Below are 24,407 nucleotides of genomic sequence, written 5' to 3' on the forward strand. Positions count from 1 at the left end.
GCAGAAAATGACGTCGGTATCAGGGCACTTCGATGCTGTCGAGTATTTCCTGGATGATCATTTCCGAGTTCATTTCCTCCGCTTCCGCTTCGTAGGTCACCGCCACTCGGTGGCGCAGCACGTCGAAGCAGACGGCACGAATGTCTTCAGGTATCACGTAGCCCCGGCGCTGAATGAAGGCATGCGCCTTGCCGGCGACGGCGAGGTTGATGCTGGCGCGCGGGGAACCGCCATAGGCGATGTAGCTCGCGAGCCGCTCGAGATTGAATGCCCGCGGGTCACGCGTGGCCTGGACGATATCGAGGATGTAGCGCTCGATCTTTTCATCCATGTACACTTCATGCAGTGCCTGACGGGCATTGAGAATATCCTCGGTGGAAACGACGGGATTGGCGACCGGCAGCTCCGAGGCAATCTGCTGACGCATGATGCCGAGTTCTTCCTCCCGCGAAGGATAGTCGATTTTCACCTTGAGCATGAAACGGTCGACCTGCGCTTCGGGAAGCGGATAGGTGCCTTCCTGTTCGATGGGGTTCTGCGTTGCCATGACGAGGAAGGGACGCGGGAGGAAAAACGTTTCTTCCCCGATGGTGACCTGCCGTTCCTGCATTGCCTCGAGCAGTGCACTCTGCACCTTGGCGGGCGAACGGTTGATTTCGTCGGCAAGGATGAAATTGGCGAAAATCGGTCCCTGCTTCGTCTGGAACTCGCCGTTCTTCTGATTGTAGATCATTGTGCCGATCAAATCGGCCGGAAGCAGATCGGGAGTGAACTGGATGCGGTGAAACGATGCTTTCATCGCTGATGCCAGCGTTTTGATCGCCGTCGTTTTTGCCAGGCCCGGGACGCCCTCGAGCAGAATATGTCCATCGGCCAGCACGCCGATCAGCAGACGGTCGACCATGCCTTTCTGGCCGATGATCACCTTGCCGATCTCCATGCGAAGCGCGTCGACGAATGCGCTCTCTTTCTGAATCCGTTCGTTGATTTCCTGGATATTGACTTCCATGCTGCCTCTCGACTGAACGCACATTGTTACTGTTTTATGGCGGAAACGGAATACCCTGCGTGCTGCCACGACTCGTTCCCGCTGTCTGCAAAACCCGAAAATACGCATTGAAGTTCAACGGTTGCAAACCCGAAATGCGTCCCCCGGTGCATTTGCATCGGTATTTGGACGCATCACCGCCCGGGATGTTCCCGGATGCCATTCAACCCCTGAAACAGATTCAACCCCTGAAACAGATGCAACCCCTGAAACAGATGCAACCCCTTCAACAGGAGGTTCAGCGCTTTCGCAGTGTTTGAAGGACGTACTTCGCGTATCCGTAGCGGATTTTGGATGGTACAGAAGCGAGAGCGAGCCGGTTGGTGGGAAAGGCGAATGAAGGTTCGAAGTAGCAGTTGATGGTGCAGCCTTCACAGAAGTCGTGTCGTCCTTCCCGCTCACGATGCCACTGCACACGGGGCTGCTGCCAGGCATCGACCAGACTGTCGCCGACAGGGATTTTTTCGAAATGCAGATGATAGCATGGAAGAAGGATTTCGTTTTCGGGACTCAGCACGATCACCCTGCTCACCGCCTTGCACAGCGGATCCTGCGGGTCATTTCCGCCCATGCGGCGCAGGGTGATGAAGGAAGGATTGAGGTATACCATGCTCTTGCGCGCAAACTGTTCGGTGTATGCGAGCGCCTCTGCACCGAGTCCCTCTTCCCGGAAATAGCTGAAGATGGGATTGAGCAGCAGCAGCAATCCCCGCTCCTGCGCCAGCTCGTACACCGCATCCATCTGCCGGTAATTCTCGTTCGTGACGGTGAACAGCAGATCCGGTTTTTCACCGAGCTCGCGCGCGATATCGAGCGACTCGAGCACATGGCTGAAACACGCGATACCGCGCATGGCATCATGCTGTTCTGCGTCAGCGCTGTCGAGTGAAAAGTGCAGGAGATCCACCTTCCCCCGCAGGCGCTCCGCCAGTTTAGGGTAGAGCAGTCCATTCGTCGTGATGCTCGTACGCATGCCATGCCTCTGCGCCTCACCCGCGATGGCATCGATGTCGGGATGAAGCAGCGGTTCCCCTCCCGTCAGGTCGATAAAGCGCACACCCAGCCGCCGCAGATCCGGGATATTGCGCATGACATCTGCCGTCGGTGCATGCCGACTCGCGTGAAACGCCTTGTGATCCCCGAAGTGACAGAAATCGCAGTATGCATTGCAGCGATAGGTGAGGTAATAGTTGCAGAGAATGGGCATCGCATGCCTGTGCTGGTGATCGTCGACTGCTGCAATAGTACAAAATCCTGCGCAGTTTTTTTTGCGGGCGGGAAACCCCATTGTCTGCCATCACGTTTTTCCTCATACTGAGAGCAGACACATGATGACAGGATTATGAGATTTCACGACGTCACAGCCCGCATTGAAGAAGGTGAAGGACTCACCGTCGAATTCAAGCGCAAGGTCTCGACTCCAGCCAAGATCGCCCGGGAGATGATCGCGTTCGCGAATACACGTGGGGGAATCATTCTTTTTGGCATCGATGACGACAGGTCCGTTGTCGGCGTTGAAAGCGAAAAAGCGGAAATGGAGGACATCGCGTTCGCCGCTCGTCATCTCTGTGATCCCCCCGTGGAGCACGCGGTGGATATTTTCAATTTCGACGGATGCGATGTGATCTGTATCGAGATTCCCGAGAGCGAGCGCAAACCGCATTATCTCGTCGACGATGGCGAAGAACAGAAGGCCTTCGTGCGTGTCGGGGAAAAGAGCATACAGGCTTCGAAAGAAATGATTCGCGTTCTGCGCCACCAGTATGGCGCCTCCGAACCGGTGCGGCTGGTATACGGGGAAGCCGAGCGCAGGCTTTTCCGCTACTTCGAAAAAAATGAACGCATCACGGTGAAGGAATATGCCCGTCTCATCAACGTGAGTGAACGCCGCGCTTCCCGCCTTCTCGTGCGCCTCGTACGCGCCGGAGCCGTGGCCATTCACACGCATGAGAAAACGGACTATTTCACGCAGATGATACCCGGATGAATCGCTGCATCGCCGGCCCGCATGGCAGATCTCCCTGTGGTTTGCATTCATGTGAAAAAGGTACTACATTTGTGAACCCCTCGGGCCCATAGCTCAGTTGGGAGAGCGCTACAATGGCATTGTAGAGGTCGTCGGTTCGATCCCGTCTGGGTCCACAAAAGGTCTGAATACATCAGGCCTTTTTTTGTATCTCCCATTGCTTCGAGGCATCATGGACTTCCCCGTCGAGACCGCCAGAGAACTCCTCACTATCGCCCGCGAGGCCCGCGAGCAGGCACATGCCCCGTACAGCGGTTTCCGCGTCGGTGCCGCGCTGCTGACAGAAGACGGCAGTGTCGTCCCGGGCTGCAATGTCGAGAACAGCTCTTACTCTCTCACCTGCTGCGCAGAGCGCACGGCAGTGTTTGCCGCCGTTACTGCTGGCTACACCTCTTTCCTCGCCATCGCCATCGTTGCAGACGGCGAGGCCGTGCCCCCCTGCGGTGCCTGCCGCCAGGTACTGAGCGAGTTCAATCCTTCCCTCCCCATCATCCTCTCTGATGCACACGAAAACCCGCGCATCCTCTCCCTTACCAACCTGCTGCCGGAACCCTTCAACGCGGATTTTTTGAAAGACTGACACCTCGCGTCCGTATCAGGCGACGAAGTCTCGCCGGTGCGCAGGACAAATCACTTTCCGCCTGTTGCAAAACTGTGCAAATAGACATATAATAGGGCCATATCCATCAGCTATTTGACTTTCGCATTCCTGCAACCCGCAGGGATTCGTTGTCGTGACATATGCCAAATTCCTATCAACATTCAGGATTCATGGACATGCGCCTATCTCTACGCACCTGTCTGGCTGTAATGCTGATCAGCGGACTGCTGCTCCCTGCGCTCCCGCAGCAGGGATTCGCGGACGGACCTGATCGGCAGCCCTCTCGATCATGGCTGCGCGACGGCGGGGACGTACTACGTCCCGAACGTACGCAACCCAGTGATTATGTCTGGTATATCGGTGTCGATGCGGGGCTGACCTATTCCCGCTTCCAGGACGGACCAGTCTACTACATCATTCCTCATCCTTACGTTCCCGAACTCGACTGGTTCGGCAGCGCTGATGAAGGCGACGGCCTCGGACTGTATCTCGGGGCGACCGTGGATTTCCCACTGTCGGACATTTTCGGGATTGTCATCAAAGGCTACTACCACACGCGCACGGGGACATCTGAAACGGACCTGGAGATTCAGCACCCGACAGAGCCCCTGCAAACCGCGATACTGCACAATGAAACCGACATGAGCTTCGATTACCTCAGTGCGGATATCCTCGCACGCATCAATATCCCTACGACTCCGGTGTACGCTCTTCTCGGCTTCGCCTACAGTTCACTTTCTTCCAACAACTTCACACTCAATCAGAGCATCGTTGATCCCGCAGATCTCTACTACTGGGAAGACATGAACGGATCGATCCCGAACATGCTTCGTGAGGGAAGTACGGAAGGTGAAATTCAGCAGTTCAAGGATTCACGCCTCGATTTCAAACTCGGACTCGGACTCTGGATTCCGCTCACGCCTTCGCTGTCACTGACACCCGAGGCCGCAGTCGCCATTCCGATGGGCGATCTGATCGATAGCGACCAGGTGGACCAGGCCGCCATCGACGCCGGCTTCGTCAATCCGGATTTCAACATGATTACAAGCTTCATTACCATCGGCCTTCGCTGGCATATCGACTAACACGAGGAGAATACGAGCATGAAACATCTGGCACGCACATTATGCCTGTTCCTGCCGCTGCTGCTTCTCGCGACGACGGCCATGGCGCAGGAGGAAATGAAACCACAACGAAAAATGATCACACCACAGAACTACGACGTAACTGTCCGTTCGCTTGGTGGCGATTTCAATTCTTCCGACGATGATTTTGCACCCCTGCTGCTCGGTACGGGGAAAGTTCTGTATTTCACATCAAACCGCAACGGGGATCAGGATATCTATTCCGCCGTCATGGGACAGACGGACTGGGAGCAGATCCAGGCCGCGGGTCCCGTTCTCAACTCTTCCGGTGACGAAGGCGGAACGACAATCACTCCTGACGGAAGGTGGATGGTGTTCACCGCCTGTGACCGGGCCGATGGCGTTGGAGACTGCGATCTCTACATCGCCGAATACATCGGTGGCAGCTGGCGCAACATCTCGAATCTCGGGCGGAATGTGAACTCATCTTCGTGGGATTCGCAGCCAAGCCTCTCGCCTGACGGACTCCTGCTGTTCTTTTCCTCCGAGCGCCCGGGTGGACAGGGTGGCACCGATATCTGGATGTGCAGTCGCACGTACGGCGGTGATTTCGGCAAGGCCGTGAACCTGCCGGCGACGATCAACACCAGCGGTGATGAGGTCGCCCCCTACATCGCTGCAGACAATCAGACACTGTATTTCTCCAGCGACATGCAGCCCGGAATCGGCGGACTCGATATCTACCGCACGCGGAAATCGCAGCGGGGATGGTCCGAACCGCAGCATATCGGCACGCCCATCAACAGCGAATATGACGACTACTTCTGCAGTCTCAGACTGAACTCCGACGATCTCTACTTTGCCAGTGATCGTCCCGGTGGCAGCGGTGGTCTGGATGTCTATCTCGCCGTCCCGAATCCCCTCCCGCCCAGCGGTGTGACAACGGTGATGGGACGCGTCACCGATTCCCGCAATGACGCCCCGGTGGGCGCTGCCCTCACGGTACGCGACATTGAGACCAATGAGGTCCTGAGTACTTTCTACAGCGATGAAGTCAACGGTGATTACATCGTAGTACTCCAGCCTGGAAAGAGTTACGTCATCACCGCGGAAGCACCTGGTTACCTGTTCTATTCCGACCGCTTCGACGTCCCGGCCGAGTCGATGAACAAGATGGTTCGCAAAGACATCGCCATGACTCGCGACATCGTGCGCCTGCTTGTCTACTTCGATTTCGACAAGGCAACGCTGCAGCCCGCATCGTACGTGGATCTCGACAGGGCGGCCGACTGGCTGAAAGGCAATCCCACGGTCAAGGTTGAGCTCGCCGGACACACCGACAATGTGGGGTCACGCGAATACAACAAAAAGCTTTCGCATGACCGTGCACAGGCGGTGCGTGAATACCTCGTCAAAAAAGGTATCTCACCTGCACGCCTGACAGCCAACGGCTATGGCATGGAACAGCCGGTTGCTGAAAATGACACCGATGAGGGACGTGCACTCAACCGCCGCGTTGAATTCCGCGTCACTTCCCGGTAATTATGCAGAAACTGCATATTCTGACGGACTCGTTTATGCAGATTCTGCATATTTTCCGTCCGTGAAATATGCAGAATCTGCATAATGCAGCCAGAATCAATAATAAATTCCCCCTCTATGCAGAACAGGCGCCCCGCAGGCGCCTGTTCTGTTATTCCGTCTCGAGAAGTTCTTCGGGGGGAAGCTGATACAGTTCGATGCTGGAATGTGCCAGCAAAGGCTCAATGCGATGGATTTTGTAGGGTTTGAGGTAGATGATCCGTTTGATCCCCGTATTCATGATTGTCTTCAGACAATGATAACAGGGACTTGCCGTGACATAGATGTCGGCACCCTCGATTTCCACTCCATGCTTCGCCGCCTGGGCGATGGCGTTGATTTCAGCATGAATCGTGCGGAAACAGTTTTCCTCCTCTTCACCGTCGGGATTGCGTGAAACGTAGATCAGGCAGCCCACATCGGTGCAATGCGGGTGTCCCGCCGGCGAGCCATTGTACCCCGTGGCGATGATGTTCTTGTCCTTCACGATCACCGCTCCGATTTTTGCGCGCGAACAGGTTGCCCGATCAGCAACCAGCGTGGCAATTCTCATGAAATAGGCGTCCCAGCTTCGTCGTGGCGACATGTATCCTCCTGATGACGTATCGATGTAATGGCTGGAATATACATGATGAACGGCGGAATTTCATCATTCATCCGGCTTGTGATTACAGGAAATACGACTAACTTGTGAAGTGATAAACGCAGTTCCATCCCGAGGATGATGTATGCCGCGGAAAACCACAAAGAAGACGACCACTCGCACTCCCTCCCGCAGAAAAAAGATCTTTGTCATCGATACCAATGTCATCCTTCATGACAGCTCCTGCATCCACAAGTTCGAGGAGCATGACATCGTCATTCCGATTGCCGTGCTGGAAGAACTGGATCAATTCAAGAAGGGTAATGAAACACTGAATTTCCACGCGCGTGAATTTGTGCGCTCGCTCGATACGCTGAGCGGTGACAAACTGTTCAACGGCGGCGTGAAAATCGGTGACAAAATGGGCAATATCTCCATCCGCCTCGATCAGGAACTCGAGAGCGAATTTGCCCGCAGTTTCCCGACACAGACGCCCGATCACCGCATCCTGCACTGTGCATACGCGCTGAATGCGGAATTCCCGGGCAAGCAGGTCATACTCGTCACGAAGGACGTCAACCTGCGGATGAAAGCGAAAGGCATGGGACTGCGGTCGCAGGATTATGCTTCCGACATGGTCAAGGACCTCGACACGCTGTACACCGGACGACGGGTGCTCGAGGTGGTGGATGACACGATCATTGACCGGTTGTACCAGATGCCGTTCGAAGTGCCGGCTGAAGAGTTCGAGGATGCCAACAGCTTTCGTCCCAACGAATATTTCATCGTGCGCTGCGGCAAGAAATCGGCGCTCGCAACGTATGACGCACAGATGCGGCAGGTCAAGCGAATCGACAAGTTCCAGGCCTACGGCATCACGCCGCGAAATTCCGAGCAGACTTTCGCCCTGCAGGCACTGACGGATCCCAACATTCCGCTCGTCTCGATGTGCGGAAAAGCGGGCACCGGGAAAACCCTGCTCGCCCTGGCGGCCGCGCTGGAGAAACGCAAACTGTACAGGCAGATCTACCTCGCACGTCCCGTCGTTCCTCTCAGCAACAAGGACCTCGGTTTCCTCCCCGGTGATATTCATTCCAAGCTCGATCCCTACATGCAGCCGCTGTTCGATAACCTGGGTGTCATCCAGAACCAGTTCGCAGAATCCGACGTCAAGCACCGGCGCATCGCGGAAATGCTGAAGGAGGAAAAGCTTGTCATTTCCCCGCTCGCGTATATCAGGGGCCGCAGCCTGGTGAATATATATTTCATCGTCGATGAAGCGCAGAACCTGACACCGCACGAGATCAAGACCATTATCACACGCGCCGGCGAAGGCACAAAATTCATATTCACCGGCGACATTTACCAGATCGATCATCCCTATCTCGACAGCCGGTCGAACGGACTCAGCTACCTCATCGACAAGATGCAGGGACAGAGCCTCTATGCCCACGTGACACTCGAGAAGGGTGAACGATCCGATCTCGCCGAGCTTGCCAGCGATCTGCTCTGAGGCAGCGATGAGAAACGTCAAAAAGCTGTTTGTGGTTGGAGACCGTGTCCTCGTCACACCGGAGGATCCGGAAGGTATGACGAAATCCGGCCTCTACCTTCCCCCGAGCGTACAGGAAAAGGAAAAAATACAGAGCGGCTTCGTCGTGAAAACCGGACCGGGGTACGCCGTCCCGAATCCCGGCTTCGAGGATGAGCCCTGGGCGGAAAAAAAGGACCCGATCAAATACATTCCGCTGCAGGTCGAGGAAGGTGATTACGTCATCTTCATGAAATCGCAAGGCATTGAGGTGGAGTTTGAAGAGAACCGTTACGTCATCGTACCGCATGCCGCCATCCTGCTGATCGTCCGAAACGAGGTCGTCACCACACCATAACGCGTTCGCAGTACTGTAGCCTCATGGAGTACACTCCGCCTCATACCGACAGTCGTCACAAACAGCTCGACCGCGCACTCAGCCGGCATCAGGGCCGGCCGGAGGCTCTGATCGAATTGCTGCATACGGCACAGGATGTGTTCGGATATCTCCCTCGTGATGTACTCGCCTATATCGCGGATGCACTTTCCCTGCCACGAAGCCGTGTTTTCGGTGTCGCCAGTTTCTATCCTCTTTTTTCTCTTGAAAAACCCCGCGCGCACGAAATGACCATTTGCATGGGTACTGCCTGCTATGTCAATGGCGCCGCGGCGCTGCTGCGTACCGCCCACGAGGAATGCCAGTGTGAGGAGAACGGCACGACCGATTCGCTTCGTCTGCGCTCCGCCCACTGCCTCGGTGCCTGTGGACGCGGTCCCCTGCTCCAGGTCGACCATCGCACGATTGTCGATGCCCGCACCGAAGACGTCAGCAATGCGATTGCAGAACTTCAGGATCCGGAGGGATGACCATGGAGCGGACTGACGGTGGAGCAAACTGTATGACCGTGGAGCATGACGCATGACGATAGAAGACCTGTACCAGATCGGTGCGTTGTACCGGGAGCAGCTCGCGTCATTCCGGGCCGAGATACAGATCTGCGGCAGCGGGACCTGCCGCTCGGCGGGAGCGGCGGAAATTCAACGCGCATTTGAATCCGTTTGTGAAGAAGAAGGGATTCGTCCGGAAATCAGAATTGTAACCACCGGCTGCATGGGACTGTGCGGACAGGGTCCACTCCTGCGTGTCCTTCCCGGCGATGTCACCTACACGCGGATCACAGCCGGGGATGCGGAACGTATCATTCGGGAGCATGTCATTAATGGGAAGCCGCTGAAGGAACGTATGCTTCCCGAAGACTACCCGTTCTTCACAAGACAGACGCCGGTTGTGCTTGAGCATATGGGACGCATCGACCCTGAAAGCATTGAAGACTATATCGCACATGGCGGCTATGAGGCGCTCGCGAAAGCGGTGACGTATCAGTCGCCGGAACATATCATCCTGGAAATCCGCAACGCGGGACTCCGGGGCCGCGGAGGCGGCGGATATCCGACCGGGTTGAAATGGGACATCGTGCGACGTGGGACGTCGCAGCAGAAATACGTGGTCTGCAATGCGGACGAAGGCGATCCCGGGGCGTTCATGGATCGCGCCATGCTCGAAGGCAATCCCCATGCGATACTCGAAGGAATGGCCGTTGCGGGGTATGCCGTCGGTGCCACCCAGGGCTTCGTATACGTGCGCGGCGAGTATCCTCTCGCTGTCGACCGCATGAAACGCGCCATCACGGAAGCGGAGAGGAAGCAGCTCCTCGGCAACAGGATTTTCGATTCCGGCTTCAGTTTCAGGGTGGATCTGCGCATGGGGGCGGGCGCCTTCGTCTCCGGCGAGGAAACCGCCCTGCTGCATTCCATCGAGGGGAAACGCGGGCAGCCGAATCCTCGTCCCCCCTACCCCTCGCAGGTGGGACTCTGGGGGAAACCGACGGTGGTGAACAATGTCGAGACGTTCGCCAATGTCGCACCCATTATCCATCGAGGAGCACGCTGGTTCCAGGGCATTGGCACGAAGCGCAGTACCGGTACCAAGGTTTTTGCGCTGGCGGGACGCGTGCGCGACACCGGACTGATCGAAGTCCCGATGGGAACGACGCTGCGGGAAGTGATTTTCGATATTGGCGGCGGTATCACGGACGGTGGCAGCTTCAAGGCGGTGCAGACCGGTGGTCCATCAGGTGGCTGCATACCTGAAAAGCATCTCGATATCCCCGTCGACTACGAATCCCTCGCGCAGGCAGGCTCGATCATGGGCTCCGGTGGTATGATCGTGATGGACGATTCGTCGTGCATGGTCGATGTCGCCGCGTATTTCATGGAATTCTGCCAGAGCGAGTCCTGCGGAAAGTGCATTCCCTGCCGCGTTGGTACCGTACAGCTTTCACGGCTGCTCGATCGCATTCGCCGCGGCGTCGCGAGTGAGCAGGATATCGAGACGCTTGAAGAGCTGTGCGTCATGGTGAAAGACACCAGTCTCTGCGGACTCGGACAGGCGGCTCCCAATCCTGTCATATCTGCCCTGCATTTCTTCCGTCCCGAGTTTGAACGGCATTACCGTGACCATGTCTGTGAAGCAGGCGTCTGCCCAGTGCATTCCACCGAAGCTGCGGGCGATGCCGCCGGTATCGAGTCTGGAGGCGCCCATGTCTGAGATCCGCACGCTGACCATTGACGGTGAAATGATCAGTGCGCCTGCCGGCGCGACGGTGCTTGATGCGGCGAGAGAACATGGCATTCGCATTCCCACGCTCTGTCATCTCGACGGACTGTCGGATACCGGAGCCTGCCGCCTCTGCCTCGTGGAAATCGAAGGAAACAATCGCCTGCAGCCCGCCTGTGTCACGCGTGTGGAAGAACAGATGGTCGTGCGCAGCAGTTCGCCGCGCATTGAAAAATACCGTCGCATGATTCTCGAACTGCTGTTCGCCGAAGGGAATCATGTCTGCGCGGTCTGCGTGGTGAACGGACACTGCGATCTCCAGGATCTCGCATACGACGTCGGCATGGATCACGTGCGTTTCGATTATCTGCATCCGCAGCGAGAGGTGGATTCCTCCCATGATCGCTTCGTGCTCGATCACAACCGCTGCATTCTCTGCGCACGCTGCGTGCGCGTGTGCGATGAAATCGAGGGCGCGCAGACGCTTGATATCGCGGGACGCGGGGTTGCATCGTGGATAGTCAGTGATCTCGAAGAGCGCTGGGGAGAAGCGCGCAGCTGCACTTCATGCGGCAAATGTCTGCTCGTCTGTCCCACGGGTTCCCTGTTCGAAAAGGGCCTCCGCCACGCGGACAGCAGCAGGAAAGCTGACTTCCTGCGCTACATGGTGAACGTTACGCGGAGGCAGAAATGAGCACACGCAAGCGATTTGCTACGATCTGGCTTGGTGGCTGTACGGGGTGTCACATGTCCTTTCTCGACATGGATGAAAAGCTGCTCGAACTCCCTGCGCTCGCAGACATCGTGTACTCTCCGCTCATGGATGTCAAAACCTTTCCCCGCGAAGTGGACATCTGCCTTGTCGAAGGTGCGGTGAATACCGAGAGCGACCTCCGCATGCTGCGCTCTGTCAGGGAGTCATCCGTGTCGCTTGTGTCTTTCGGAGACTGTGCTGTCGCAGGAAATATCACGGCCATGCGAAACACGGGAGGAAAGAAAGCGGCCCTGCAGAGCGGTTTCGGGAGCATGGGTGAAGCGCTGGCCGTGGGCGACGACAATCCGCTTCCACAGCTCCTCGCACAGGCTTCGCCACTGCATCAGTACGTTGCTGTCGACTATTTCCTTCCCGGCTGTCCTCCCTCTGCCGAACTGATATGGTACGTGATCAACGAGCTGCTGCATGACCGGCAGCCTGTGCTCGACAGGGAGAAACTGCGCTATGGCTGATACACGTAAAATCATGATCGATCCCCTGACACGTGTCGAAGGACATGCGAGTATAAGCATCCTTTTCGATGCAGAAGATCGTGTGCAGGACGCCCGGCTGCATGTCGCAGAGTACCGGGGGTTTGAACAATTCTGCAGGGGACACCTCATCTGGGAAATGCCACGGCTCACCAGCCGCATCTGCGGGGTGTGTCCCGTCAGTCACGCCGTAACTTCGGCACGCGCCGGCGATGAAATTCTCGCGGTCGCCGTTCCCCCTGCGGCTGTGACCCTCCGCCGCATTCTCATTCTCGCGCAGTGGGTGCAGTCACACACGCTCAGCTTTTTCCATTTCTCCGCACCTGATCTTCTGCTGGGAATGCAGGCACCCGCGGAATCCCGCAGCATGTTTGCGATGCTCGGTGAGCACGGGGAGCTCATGCGCCGGGGAATCCGCCTCAGGAAGTGGGCGCAGGAGGTCATATCACGGATCACGGGAAAACGCATTCATGCCGATTATGTTATCCCCGGTGGTGTACGCAGTGGAATCGATGCGCGAGACAGGGAGATCATACTTGACGGACTCCCCGAAGCCTTCACAACCGTGCGCCAGGCACTCGATCTGGTGAAATCGTGGCTGGATGCACATATGGCAGATCTCAATGCCTTCGCCGGATCACCGACGCTGTTCCTTGCCATGGGCGGCGAGGATGGCGAACTCGAATATTACGACGGCGACCTGCACATGGTCGGAAGCGATGGCACGCCGCTCGAGCACGCCGCGCACAGCGCGTACGACAGCCTCATCGCGGAAGAGACCGAAGAATGGTCGTACATGTCCTTCCCCCACTACCGTGCACTGGGAGCCGAAAAGGGTGTGTACAGGGTCGGTCCCCTCGCCCGGCTCAACATCTGCGCGCACACCGGCTCCCCGAAATCGGATGCAGAGCTGAAATCATTCCGCTCCATCGCCGGTGACGGAAAAACCGTGCAGCACAACGCCTACATGCATTATGCACGGCTGATCGAAGTTCTCTTCGCCCTTGAGCGCATCGAGGAACTGCTCGGCGAGGTCGGTGCGATGGACAGCGGACAGCTGCGCGCACGGGCCTTCAGCAACAGCAGGCGCGGCATTGGCTGTACGGAGGCTCCACGTGGAACGCTGTTCCATGATTACCGCGTGGACGACGATGGCATCGTCAACGGTGTCAATCTCCTGATCGCCACCGCGCAAAACAACAGTGCAATGAACCGCACAATCAGGGATATCGCCCGATCGATCGTTCCGAACAGTGGAACCGAAATGAGTGAAGGCATGCTCAACACCATCGAAGCAGGGATACGCGCTTTCGATCCATGCTTCAGCTGTGCTACACACGCACTGGGACAGATGCCGCTCAACGTCACATACCGCGACAGCAATGGGGATGTGCTGCGCCGCTTCACACGCTGAGCTCTCATCCCTGCGCAGACGTTCAACCCCTTTCCAACAGGCATCGCAACCCCCTCGCTTCTTTTGTAGTAAAGCGAGAAAATCGTACTTTTGCGCAGACAATTACCAGATAACAACATATTACGAGGAGGCTGCATGAGAAGGGCCGTCATTCCAATTATGGTGCTTTTCCTTGCCACATCATCCCTGGCACTCGCACAGACCCGCGTCGTGGTTGAAGATGCGACAAACGAAGAAGACACACATATCAAGATCGGAGCGCTTGCCGGACTGACGCTTGCGATGAACACCACCGATTACAATGTGAGCCAGGTTTCGCGCAGCCTCGGCCTTGGATCCAATTTCGGCGTGCGCGCCAGTATTCCCATCGGCGGAAAAACCCGTGTTGTCGCCGGACTCGGCTACCACACACTCGCGTTCAGCGATGAGAACAACCACGTGTCCGTCGACATCGACAATGAGAATCACCGCTGGACCTTCGACAGTCCCCTGACTACGGAAGGCACGTTCCAGTACACCGTCGTGACAGCCATGCTGCAGTTCAGCGAGTTTTTCATCGGGATGAACATCGGCTTCCCCGCCTCGAGTGAGATGACCAACTCCGCGGATTTTCCCATTCCAGACGCCGGACTCGCTCCCCCGGAAAACATCAACAATCCTGAGGGACGCATTCTTCGCAAGGATATCACACCGGATATCGAGGATGTGAACACATTGATCGAACTGCGGGCCGGTGGGGAATTCCCCATCGTCAAATCCCCCGTGGGCGATCTCAATCTCGGCATCAGCCTGGGATGGACGTTCAACGAGATTCTGAAGGAATCGCATGACAATCTTCCGAACATGGAAGACCAGTTTCATCTGCCCAACGTCATGTTCCATCTCTCGTACCTGTTCAATATCTGAGAAGAGACTGGCGACCATACTTTTGCGGGCCCACACGGGCCCGCTTTCTTTTTCCCTACTGATTGACCGGTATTCTTTTCCCAGCACGCGCATTTTTGTAGATTGACTGCATATCTCAGTCACGGATTTTCATATGATGCGATCTACTGCCGCCGTCGAAGACATTTACAAAATCGTCTACACCGAACACCACGACCCTTACGCCGTCCTTGGTATTCACGAAGTGGAATACAAGGGAAAAGCCTGCGTTGCCGTACGCGCGTTCATGCCGCTGGCCAGCCACGCCTCGGTCATTCGCAGCTTCGATGACGGCAGTACGAAAGACTATCCCATGCTGCGTATCCACGAAGAAGGGTTTTTCGAGTACGTCTTTGAAGATGAGGCCTCCCCCTTCCCATATCAGCTGCGGCGCGAAACGTTCGACGGCGCCGTGCACACGTTCTATGACAGCTACGCCTTTCTTCCCCAGCTGAGCGATTATGATCTGCATTTATTCGGTGAAGGCAACCACTATCGCGTGTACGACAAGCTCGGCGCACATTATCGTGAAGTAAGCGGTATCGGGGGCGTCGAATTCGCCGTCTGGGCGCCGAATGCGCGCAGCGTCAGCGTCATCGGTTCCTTCAACGGGTGGGACCGGCGCAGGCACGCCATGCGCGTTCTCGGCTCATCGGGCGTCTGGGAAATATTCATTCCCGGCGTCACCCACGGTGAACTCTACAAGTATGAGATCAAGTCGCATGACGGTCACGTGTTCGCGAAGGCGGATCCTTTCGGACTGGCGATGGAAAAGCGTCCCCGCACCGCCTCCGTCGTGCAGGTGCGTCCCCCTTTCGACTGGGATGACCGCGCATGGCTGCAGCATCGCAAAGCGCTCGATCCGATGCACTCCCCCATCTCGATCTATGAAGTGCACATCGGCTCCTGGAAACAGAATGAGGACGAAGAGGGTCGTCCGCTGACCTACCGTGAACTCGCCGAAACACTTGTGCCCTATGTGCATGAACAGGGATATACGCATGTGGAATTCATGCCGATCATGGAGCATCCATTCGACGGATCGTGGGGATACCAGGTTTCCGGGTACTACGCCCCCACCAGCCGCTACGGTACGCCCGAGGATTTCAAATATCTTATCGATGCCTTCCACCGTGCCGGTATCGGCGTCATCCTCGACTGGGTGCCGGCGCATTTTCCCAAGGATCAGCACGCTCTCGGATATTTCGACGGGACGCATCTCTTCGAACATGACGATCCCCGGAAGGGTGAACACATGGACTGGGGAACGCTGATCTTCAATTACGGACGCAGTGAGGTGAAGAATTTCCTGATTGCGAACGCCCTGTTCTGGATTGAACGCTTCCATATCGACGGATTGCGCATCGACGCCGTGGCGTCCATGCTCTATCTCGACTACTCCCGCAACGAGGGAGAATGGGTACCCAACCAGTATGGCGGCAGAGAGAATCTCGAGGCCATCGATTTCCTGCGGCAGTTGAACTGGGCCATCCATTCCTACTTCCCGGGCGTCATGATCATGGCCGAGGAATCCACGGCATTTGCCGGCGTGACGCATCCGGTGGATAACAACGGACTCGGATTCGACCTGAAATGGAATATGGGGTGGATGAACGATACGCTGAAGTATTTCGAGAAAGATCCGATTTTTCGCAAGTATCACCACAACAATCTCACGTTCAGTCTGCTGTATGCCTTCAGCGAACGCTTCCTGCTGCCGATATCTCACGACGAGGTCGTGCACGGGAAAAACGCACTGATCAGCAAAATGCCCGGTGATTACTGGCAGAAATTTGCGAACATGCGGCTGTTTTTCGGGTATCAGTATGGGCATCCGGGGAAGAAGCTGCTATTCATGGGACAGGAATTCGGCCAGTGGAATGAGTGGAATCACGACACGCAGCTTGACTGGAACCTTCTCGATTTCGATGCGCATCGCCAGCTGCTCGCCTGGGTTCGTGATCTGAACACCCTGTACAAGAACGAACCCGCAATGTTCGAGGACGATTTCTCATGGGAGGGATTTCAGTGGATCGATCTCGAGGAGGCGGATCACAGCCTGCTCTCGTTTGAGCGTATCCCGAAATCGACGGATCAGCGCCTGATTTTCCTCTGCAACTTCACCCCCATGGTGCATCATCAGTACAGACTGGGTGTCACCGATGCTGGGAGCTATCGCGAAGTCCTCAACAGCGATGCGGAGTTCTATGGCGGCAGCGGTGTCGGAAATTTCGGACGCGTGGAGAGTGAGGATGTTCCGCAGCACAAGCGTGAACACTCCCTCGTGCTCACTGTTCCCCCGTTGGCAGTGCTCATTCTGAAAAGGGACGATTAGGACGTCAGTGCCTGCATGATACAGGCGGTCAGGGGCGGAACATCGAGATCCGTCCCTTCATGCATCCCCAGCACACTCGTTCCCGCCTGCTCGGCATTGACGAGAATCTTCCAGCGCATCTTCCCCGGCAACTGGTAGCGTGCCGCGTCGTGGTGATTGGCATTGACGAGAACGGCAAGCTCCGGTTCCCCTCCATCGCCTGCGATACAGAAACCACTGGCAAGCGATGTTTCGGGTGCGAGGAACATGTACCTGTCCTCCGCGGCGTGCCGCAGCAATCGCGTTGCCGCACGCAGTGCGATCAATCCCCGATAGTACTCAAACAGCGGCCGGTTCAACTCAAGCACACGAAAATCCAGCCAGTTCGTCGCATCATCTTTTTCATAACTGTTGTGGTCGAGCAGCCCGGGTGTGCTGTCACGCACACCGCTATCTGCAATCACCTTACTGCGCGCAAATTCCTGTCCCGCATGCAGCATGATACCGCCACGGGATGCGAACAGCATGACAGCAGCCAGTCGCGCAATCCTGAGCTCGGTACCACGAAGCGGAAGATGCGCTGTCGTATCTTCGAGCACCTTTCCGGCGGACACCATGCCCGTCGCAATGCGAATAAAGTCGCCGAGCGTGTATCCGTCGTGCGACTCGAGGTAGTTGATGGAATGCGCATGCTTCCTGAAAGGTCCCCCCTTGCTGCGCACGGAACCGAGCACCCACTTGCCGAAATCTTCCGGAGAACTCTGTCCCCATCCCCCGAAGAGATATCCTTTCCCTTTGATCGGATCATATCCCTTGACGCCGTTACGAAAGACGTCGTTCCACGCCGCGATGTCGAGATCGGAGAACCCTGCGGGATTGTATTCGCCACCCCAGGGTTCCGCGATGAGCATGATACCCGGGTGCCGCTCATGTACGCGGTCACGAATTTCCCTGAACGTGTCCGCATCGATAATGCTCGCGAGATCGAAGCGAAATCCGTCAATGTGATATTCATCTACCCAGTGGAGCACGCTCTCGACGATAAGCCGCCGTGTCATGAATTTTCGGGAATCGAGATCATTCCCGCAGCCACTGTCATTGAGCAGTGCTCCGCTCTCCGTGCTGCGATAATAGTACCGCTGGTCGATGTATTTCAGCGGCTGATAATCGTACTGCGAGGTGTGGTTGTACACGACGTCCATGATGACGGCAATTCCCGCCCTGTGAAACGCCCGGACCATATCCTTGAACTCCGAGACGTGTTCCGGAGCAGCTGCGTTCCACTGCCCGGGCTCCAGCCTGGCAGTACGTGAGTACCTGGCTTCAGGTGCGAAGAAATACGACGTCATGTACCCCCAGTGATTCCGTTCATAGGGATTCCAGTCGTTGTACACACCATCTCCCGCATGCTCTTTGTACGGTGGCTCCATCCACGCGTACTGCTGCAGTGGCAGCAACTCCACCGCATTCACTCCAAGCGATTTCAGGTAATCTATCACACCCAGCGTTCCCCCTTCGGCAACAGCCGCGTACGTCCCTGGCAACTCCTGGGTCGGGAGTCCGTGCGGATGTGCCGTCATGTCCCGCACATGCATTTCATACACCACCAGGTCTTCCATTGCCACGGTGACATGCGCATCATCCTTCCAGTCGTAGGAGGGGATGCGATCGGGGAGCAGACAGCGGGTTGCATGCCTGAACGTATTCCTTGATACCGCAGCATGTGCATAGGGATCGCCGACGAGGATGCGCGAATTGAACATTTCGCCTTTTTCCCGACTGCCTTCGATGCTGTAGGCATACCATCGCGCATCGACCGACCGTTTCACCACGCAGCGCCAGATCCCGCTGTCCTGCGCCTCGGCGTGGTACACATCTCCCATTTCTTCGTTGAAGCTTTCGAACAGGTGCAGTCTCACGCTCTCGGCACGCGGCGCGAACAGTCTGAACACATACACATCCTCTTCTACGCTGCAGCCGAGCGGAACCTCCGGACGCATGGCGTCGATGCAGGGCGTGAGGTCGAGTGCGGCATTGCCACCCTTGCGCACGAGAACGGAATAGCTGCGGGAGAGCCGGATTCCGTCAACAGTGATCGTGACCAGTCCACCATCAACATCAACATGTTCCACGGTGACGGACGGAGCGATGATGATATCGTGCGCACCGAGTTCCGGGACCGGCTGGGACAGCTGAACATGAATTGTCGAAAGGCTCACGAGCCGCGCGTACTCTATGTTCATGCGGAGGTGGATCTCTGTTGTCTCGGGGTTGTGTGGCGGTGGAGACCGCCGCTCAATGTCACTGCAAAATAGGGAGTCCACCGTATTCTGGCAATTTGCATAGCCATTCTCCGGGACGTAGATTTGCGCATGCAGCTTGCCGACCACACCGCACATTACCGTACCGACGCCGAGGAATTTGATTATTTCGCCTCTCAGCAGGGAGCCACGGACGACGCGACACGCCGCATTCAGCAGGCTGTGCTCCATACAGCGCGCCCGGTTTCGGGTGATGTGATCTGTGATGTGGGCAGCGGAGGGGGATGGCTGCTGGCTTCCCTCCACGACAATACGGATATACGCGTCGTGAGCGTCGATCTTGGCCTGCGCAACCTCCAGCGCATCAGGGAAATGCACGGAGAGCGCGCCTGGTGCGTCGTCGCCGACGCTGCGCACCTCCCTTTTCGTCCCGGCAGTTTCACCTGCGGCATCGCTTCCGAAGTGCTCGAGCACTGCAACGATCCGGAGCACGTCGTGCGTGAGTGCGCCCAACTTCTCGGCAGCGGGGGGAGACTTGTCATTTCCACCCCGTATCGCGAAGTCATACGCTACTCTCTCTGTATTCACTGCAACAAACCCACTCCCCTGAACGCCCACCTGCACAGTTTTGACGAGAAACGGCTCACGGCAATGTTCACCGGCGCCGGACTTTCGCAAACGCGCAGCTTCATTTTTCAGAACAAGGCCTTCCTGCACCTTCGCCTCTCTCAGATCCTGCGTTTTCTGCCCTATCCCCTTTGGCGCGTTATCGATCGATTGTTTACATTTATGAATGCAAAATGTCACTCGATTACAGTGACAGGCAAACGTTCATGACTTGTCAATACACCCTGACAGGATACCAATAGAGCCTATGAAGCGGTCACGCGGTTGCACGCGTCTACTCCCCGTCGTATTGATAATCTTCTCTCTTCATGTTTTGCCGGTCCATGCCCAGCACATTGACTGCGGTATGCTTCCCTCCGTTACCGGAACACACAGTATCACAGAAGCTCGCACGCATTCTCTCTCGAAAAGAGGTATTGACGAACTCGGCGGCGCCTACCTGCCGTTCAAGGGCAGAATCCGCGGCCTGGTGACATTCATTCAGATGAAGAACGACGATGTCGCCGACCTCGCCTGGCCCAATGGAAGACTTCCAAACTGGTCCAACATGTTCGCCGAGCGCATGCATCGCTATTTTGAGGAGATGTCCGGCGGACAGATGGATCTGCAGTTGGACGTCTACCCCCATCTGTTGACGACACCGCATACAGAGACAAATTACCTCGACTGGGGTGAGAACTACGGTACAGTCATTCGCAGGCTCATTGACACACTCGACACGCAGATGAGCTTTGAAGATTACGACAACTGGGATTCACAGGGGGTACCGTTTTCTGTCGAGGAAGGACCTGACGGCCAGGTGGATCTGCTGATTGTCATATTCCGCAGCATTTCGAATGCAGGTTTCCTTCCGTTCAGCGGCATTTCCGACCTCGGTTTCCCCGGATACGCCTTCGTCGACGGTTCGCTGGACCGTTTTTTCTATGGAGGGTCGGGCGAGTGGAATGACGCGCGCGCGAGTGGACTGACCATCTCCTACCTGCCCGGCTACAAGGCTGTCATGAATGACGATTTCGCATTCCGGGTAACGACGCATGAGCTGGGCCACAAGCTGTTCGGAGAAGCGCATCCCGCTGAATTGTATGGCGGACTCGGTGTCATGGCGAGCTCCTCGAATGGCTACGGGATGTGCAGTTTCGAGCGTCAACTCGCGGGGTATCTCGATTACCGTATGCTGGACCCGGGTAGGGATACAACGGTGGTATTGAAAGACTACCTCACCGAAGACGATGCTGTCCTGCTCCCCGTCGCAGAACAGTCCCGCAGCTACTATGCACTGGAATATCGAAGCAAGCGATCACAATGGGACGGTGCGCCTGTCGAAGGGCTGTACATCTACCGGATATATAACAGCAGCAGCATGAATCAGAACAGGGTCGTTGTCGTCAGTGCGGAAGGCAGTTTCACATGGTCACTCGACGAGAGCACGGGCAAGATCTATCCCGTTGCTCCTCAGCCCGTGGGTGGCTACAACAGGCTGCAGCGCATTCCGGTAAACAATGGGGTTTACTGGGCTGATGGCTGGGAAGGCGATGAACGTGTTGCCTTCAGTATGAAGCGAAGTGAACTCTGCGCGCTGAAAAATCCTTCACCTGATTTCATCTTCAGCAACGACACGATACGCACCAATCTGCACATTCGCCTGCTTTCAATCACCGACAGCGCGGCAACCGTGCAGATAAGCTATCAGTATCCCACCATTCTCGACGCGGACCAGCCGCTTGCTGCCACCGTGCGGATCGAAAGTCCTTTTCCGCATCCGGTTCGCAGTGGTACGACGGCGATACTTCCCTTCACGCTTGATCGACCCGGTCACTACACGTTGTCGCTGCTGGATGTGCTCGGCAGGCGGGTGCAGGTCGTTGAGGGATTTGCGGCAACAGCAGGACAGCAGACGAGCGAACTTTCCACGGCGGGATTGCAGGCCGGCACTTTCATGTTGCTCCTGGAGACCGACGTGCAGCGTCTCACCCGTCCCCTTCTCATTACGCAGTGAGCTTGACAATGCAGACTCTCGGTACGGAAAAAAACTTTCTCGGACTTGAAGCCGAACACAGCAGTCTCGGTGAATCCGCCATAGCAATTGTGCAGGCACCGTATGAACACACCGTTTCATATGGAGGCGGTACCGGGAAGGGTCCCGGGGCCATCATTGAGGCGTCACATTATGTGGAGTTCTGGGACGAGGAGTTTCAGCGCGAACTGAGCTTAGATCACGGTATCGCAACGCTCGAGCCCCTGCGTTTTGATGGCGCTGTCGATGCTGAGGCGTTCGCCATGATCGAAGAGCAGGTGCGTGCACTGCTGGATATGGAGAAGTTCGTCGTAACACTCGGTGGCGAACACTCGATTTCATCCGCCCCCATTCGCGCACACTTCGATAAATACCCGGAAATGAGCGTCCTGCAGATCGACGCCCATTCCGATCTGCGCGAAAGCTACGAAGGTTCAAAATGGAGCCACGCCAGCGTGATGGCGCGTGTACTCGACTTCCTCCCTCCCCGGCAGCTTGTGCAGGCCGGTGTGCGTGCGCAATGCAGAGAAGAGTACGAACGGATCGAACAGGATGGGATTCAGACCTTCTTTGGCTGGGAAATCCGCCAGGGGATATACGGTCAGTCATGGAAGGAACGTGTGCTCGACGCCTGTGCGGAACACGTCTACATCACGTTCGACGTCGATGGACTCGATCCGTCAATCATGCCTTCAACAGGAACACCGGAACCGGGCGGGCTCTTCTGGGACGAGACCGTGCAGCTCATGAAAATGCTCGGGAAGCACCGGAAAATAGTTGGCTTTGATATCGTGGAACTGGCACCTGTCAGGGAAGTACCGGGACCGGATTTCCTGACCGCGAAGCTGCTCTCGAAAATGTTGAACGCTGCCTTTCTCGGCCGCTGATTATTCCCCGTAGTATTCTTCCAGTCGGCGCAACGCTTCCTGCATGTCCTCAGGTAGTTCCGATTGCACGCTCACGAGCGTATGCGATACGGGATGCATAAATCCCAGCGTTCTTGCATGCAGCGCCTGGCGCGGAAGAAGCTCAAGCAGTCCGTTTACCAGGGATTTAAACCGTCCGGTCACATTCCCGTAGTGAATCCGGCGTCCCCCATACGTCGGATCACCAAACACGGGATGATGAATTGACGAGAGATGCACACGAATCTGATGGGTGCGGCCCGTTTCCAGCCTGCAGCGTATAAGCGAAAAGGCAGGATATTCCTTCAGCACTTCATAGTGCGTCACCGCCCGCTTCCCCCCTTCGACAATAGCCATTTTCTTCCTGTCGCTCCGATGCCGCGCGATCGGTGCATCCACAGACCCGGCAGACGGTGAAGGTGTCCCCCACACAATGGCCTGGTATTCCCGCTCGATGCTGTGGGAAGCAAATTGGCGGGCGATATACTGATGCGCTCGCTCCGTCTTTGCGACGGCGAGCAGTCCGGAGGTGTCCTTATCCAATCGATGCAGAATACCGGGTCGTTCCTCTCCGCGTTCCCGTGAGAGCTGCGAGGTGTAATACAGCAGTGCATTCACCAGTGTGCCGCTGTAATTGCCAAAGGCGGGATGCGTCACCATTCCCGCAGGCTTGTTGACCACGAGCACATCATCGTCTTCATAAACGATCTCGAGGGGGATGTCTTCGGGCACGACCTCCGGGGGAGGCGGTTTTGGTACCGTGCATACGACAGTGTCTCCCGGCTGTACCAGCCGTCCCGCCTTCGACACTATTTCACCATTGACCGTCACGCCCCCTGCGTCAATAAGCGATTTCACCTTGCTGCGTGATGCGTTTTCGACGCTCCTGGTAATAAACTGATCGAGCCGCACACGGCGCGCATTCGGCGCTGAGTGCAGCTCGTAGATGGTAACGTCAGGACTGTCGTCATCCTGCAGATCGTCTATATCATCAGCAGAGTTTTCGATCTGCAGATCAGACATCGTTGGCCGGTTCGTTTCCGGATGCAGCTGGCAGGGCTTCTTCTGGCTTCCCCTCCTTCTGTGGCAGTCCGATAATCAGAAGCAGCACGACACCGACGGATACTGCGGCATCCGCTATATTCCAGATCGGCCAGAACTTGAACGATGATCCAAACAGGTTCACGGTGAACAGATCGAAATTGATGAAATCAACGACATTTCCCTGAAAAAGTGCCGCGGAGTCATCGATGAGCCCGTAAAACGTGCGATCAATGAGATTCCCTACCGCACCTGCCAGAATGAGTGCAAGCGCCACGCGGAACCATGGTTTGGTTTCCCTGTGCTTCCACAGATAGACAACGATCCCAATGGACGCAATGAGCGCAACGGCAACGAGCAGGGGCTTGCCACCGAACTCGAGGCCAAAGGCCATGTTCGGGTTCTCGATATACGTGATTTTGAACCAGTCACCGAAGACGGGGATGGATTCACCGTAGTGCATTCCCTCAATCGAGATACCGAGAAAGGGAATACTGATGCCTTTAACAAGAAGCTTGGTGACCTGGTCGGCGACCAGAACACCAAGCGATAACAAAAGAATGCGCATATATCTGGAATTTCACTCCCGG

General features: G+C 56.4%; 22 protein-coding genes and 1 tRNA gene. 17 read left to right on the plus strand and 6 right to left on the minus strand.

Annotation, left to right across the window (positions count from 1 at the left end):
* Positions 1 to 19 precede the first annotated feature (19 nt).
* Together KQI65_06495 and KQI65_06500 are read right to left on the minus strand one after the other, a co-directional pair.
* Positions 20 to 1,009 carry an AAA family ATPase gene (locus KQI65_06495; GenBank protein MCB2204383.1) on the minus strand — a complete coding sequence of 330 codons (990 nt, stop codon included), beginning with the start codon at positions 1,007 to 1,009 and terminating at the stop codon, positions 20 to 22.
* Positions 1,010 to 1,286: 277 nt separating this feature from the next.
* Positions 1,287 to 2,336, minus strand: a complete 1,050-nt coding sequence (locus KQI65_06500; protein MCB2204384.1) for a radical SAM protein — start codon at positions 2,334 to 2,336, stop codon at positions 1,287 to 1,289.
* A gap of 54 nt (positions 2,337 to 2,390) precedes the next feature.
* Between KQI65_06500 and KQI65_06505 the strand changes: the two genes are divergently transcribed.
* The 5 genes from KQI65_06505 to KQI65_06525 all read left to right on the plus strand — a co-directional run bounded on the left by KQI65_06505 (position 2,391) and on the right by KQI65_06525 (position 6,302).
* Positions 2,391 to 3,035: a putative DNA binding domain-containing protein gene (locus tag KQI65_06505; GenBank protein MCB2204385.1), complete on the plus strand. Its 645-nt coding sequence runs from the start codon at positions 2,391 to 2,393 to the stop codon at positions 3,033 to 3,035.
* Positions 3,036 to 3,117: 82 nt separating this feature from the next.
* Positions 3,118 to 3,190: transfer RNA gene (locus KQI65_06510), tRNA-Ala, on the plus strand.
* Between the two features lie 56 nt (positions 3,191 to 3,246).
* Entirely contained in the window at positions 3,247 to 3,654 is a 408-nt protein-coding gene (gene cdd / locus KQI65_06515; GenBank protein MCB2204386.1) for a cytidine deaminase, read from the plus strand.
* Between the two features lie 197 nt (positions 3,655 to 3,851).
* Positions 3,852 to 4,760: a hypothetical protein gene (locus tag KQI65_06520; GenBank protein ID MCB2204387.1), complete on the plus strand. Its 909-nt coding sequence runs from the start codon at positions 3,852 to 3,854 to the stop codon at positions 4,758 to 4,760.
* An 18-nt stretch (positions 4,761 to 4,778) separates the two neighbouring features.
* The gene (locus KQI65_06525) at positions 4,779 to 6,302 is read left to right on the plus strand and encodes an OmpA family protein (GenBank protein MCB2204388.1); all 1,524 of its coding nucleotides are present in this window, start codon (positions 4,779 to 4,781) and stop codon (positions 6,300 to 6,302) included.
* 151 nt (positions 6,303 to 6,453) lie between these two features.
* Here KQI65_06525 and KQI65_06530 read toward each other — a convergent pair whose 3' ends face one another.
* Positions 6,454 to 6,927 carry a dCMP deaminase family protein gene (locus tag KQI65_06530; GenBank protein MCB2204389.1) on the minus strand — a complete coding sequence of 158 codons (474 nt, stop codon included), beginning with the start codon at positions 6,925 to 6,927 and terminating at the stop codon, positions 6,454 to 6,456.
* A gap of 142 nt (positions 6,928 to 7,069) precedes the next feature.
* On the opposite strand from KQI65_06530, the gene KQI65_06535 reads away from it, so the two are divergent.
* The 9 genes from KQI65_06535 to glgB all read left to right on the plus strand — a co-directional run bounded on the left by KQI65_06535 (position 7,070) and on the right by glgB (position 16,990).
* Positions 7,070 to 8,437: a PhoH family protein gene (locus tag KQI65_06535; protein MCB2204390.1), complete on the plus strand. Its 1,368-nt coding sequence runs from the start codon at positions 7,070 to 7,072 to the stop codon at positions 8,435 to 8,437.
* 7 nt (positions 8,438 to 8,444) lie between these two features.
* Positions 8,445 to 8,813 carry a co-chaperone GroES family protein gene (locus KQI65_06540; protein ID MCB2204391.1) on the plus strand — a complete coding sequence of 123 codons (369 nt, stop codon included), beginning with the start codon at positions 8,445 to 8,447 and terminating at the stop codon, positions 8,811 to 8,813.
* A gap of 23 nt (positions 8,814 to 8,836) precedes the next feature.
* Positions 8,837 to 9,322 (plus strand): NAD(P)H-dependent oxidoreductase subunit E, encoded by a 486-nt coding sequence (locus KQI65_06545; GenBank protein ID MCB2204392.1) that lies wholly within the window; start codon positions 8,837 to 8,839, stop codon positions 9,320 to 9,322.
* 52 nt (positions 9,323 to 9,374) lie between these two features.
* The gene (locus KQI65_06550; GenBank protein MCB2204393.1) at positions 9,375 to 11,063 is read left to right on the plus strand and encodes an SLBB domain-containing protein; all 1,689 of its coding nucleotides are present in this window, start codon (positions 9,375 to 9,377) and stop codon (positions 11,061 to 11,063) included.
* A complete protein-coding gene (gene hoxU, locus KQI65_06555) occupies positions 11,056 to 11,766 on the plus strand; it encodes a bidirectional hydrogenase complex protein HoxU (protein MCB2204394.1) in 711 nt (236 codons plus the stop codon). The genes KQI65_06550 and hoxU overlap by 8 nt, the downstream gene beginning before the upstream one ends.
* Complete coding sequence (locus KQI65_06560; GenBank protein ID MCB2204395.1) at positions 11,763 to 12,299, plus strand: NADP oxidoreductase; 537 nt, start codon at positions 11,763 to 11,765, stop codon at positions 12,297 to 12,299. The genes hoxU and KQI65_06560 overlap by 4 nt, the downstream gene beginning before the upstream one ends.
* Complete coding sequence (locus KQI65_06565; GenBank protein ID MCB2204396.1) at positions 12,292 to 13,731, plus strand: Ni/Fe hydrogenase subunit alpha; 1,440 nt, start codon at positions 12,292 to 12,294, stop codon at positions 13,729 to 13,731. Before KQI65_06560 ends, KQI65_06565 begins: the two co-directional genes overlap by 8 nt.
* Positions 13,732 to 13,866: 135 nt before the next feature.
* Positions 13,867 to 14,637: a hypothetical protein gene (locus tag KQI65_06570; GenBank protein ID MCB2204397.1), complete on the plus strand. Its 771-nt coding sequence runs from the start codon at positions 13,867 to 13,869 to the stop codon at positions 14,635 to 14,637.
* A 136-nt stretch (positions 14,638 to 14,773) separates the two neighbouring features.
* Positions 14,774 to 16,990 carry a 1,4-alpha-glucan branching protein GlgB gene (gene glgB, locus KQI65_06575; GenBank protein MCB2204398.1) on the plus strand — a complete coding sequence of 739 codons (2,217 nt, stop codon included), beginning with the start codon at positions 14,774 to 14,776 and terminating at the stop codon, positions 16,988 to 16,990.
* Here glgB and KQI65_06580 read toward each other — a convergent pair.
* Entirely contained in the window at positions 16,987 to 19,212 is a 2,226-nt protein-coding gene (locus tag KQI65_06580; protein MCB2204399.1) for a pullulanase, read from the minus strand. The genes glgB and KQI65_06580 overlap by 4 nt on opposite strands.
* A gap of 129 nt (positions 19,213 to 19,341) precedes the next feature.
* Between KQI65_06580 and KQI65_06585 the strand changes: the two genes are divergently transcribed.
* The 3 genes from KQI65_06585 (at position 19,342) to speB (ending at position 22,758) form a co-directional block, all read left to right on the plus strand.
* Positions 19,342 to 20,067, plus strand: coding sequence for a methyltransferase domain-containing protein (locus KQI65_06585; GenBank protein MCB2204400.1), 726 nt, complete (start codon positions 19,342 to 19,344; stop codon positions 20,065 to 20,067).
* Positions 20,068 to 20,203: 136 nt separating this feature from the next.
* Positions 20,204 to 21,853 (plus strand): hypothetical protein, encoded by a 1,650-nt coding sequence (locus tag KQI65_06590; GenBank protein MCB2204401.1) that lies wholly within the window; start codon positions 20,204 to 20,206, stop codon positions 21,851 to 21,853.
* A 2-nt stretch (positions 21,854 to 21,855) separates the two neighbouring features.
* Positions 21,856 to 22,758 (plus strand): agmatinase, encoded by a 903-nt coding sequence (gene speB / locus KQI65_06595; protein ID MCB2204402.1) that lies wholly within the window; start codon positions 21,856 to 21,858, stop codon positions 22,756 to 22,758.
* Here speB and KQI65_06600 read toward each other — a convergent pair whose 3' ends face one another.
* Both KQI65_06600 and lspA read right to left on the minus strand, forming a co-directional pair.
* Complete coding sequence (locus KQI65_06600; protein MCB2204403.1) at positions 22,759 to 23,799, minus strand: RluA family pseudouridine synthase; 1,041 nt, start codon at positions 23,797 to 23,799, stop codon at positions 22,759 to 22,761.
* Positions 23,792 to 24,385, minus strand: a complete 594-nt coding sequence (lspA, locus tag KQI65_06605; GenBank protein MCB2204404.1) for a signal peptidase II — start codon at positions 24,383 to 24,385, stop codon at positions 23,792 to 23,794. Before lspA ends, KQI65_06600 begins: the two co-directional genes overlap by 8 nt.
* Positions 24,386 to 24,407 lie beyond the last annotated feature (22 nt).

Source organism: bacterium (genome assembly GCA_020444325.1).
GTDB lineage: Bacteria > Bacteroidota > Ignavibacteria > SZUA-365 > SZUA-365 > BM516.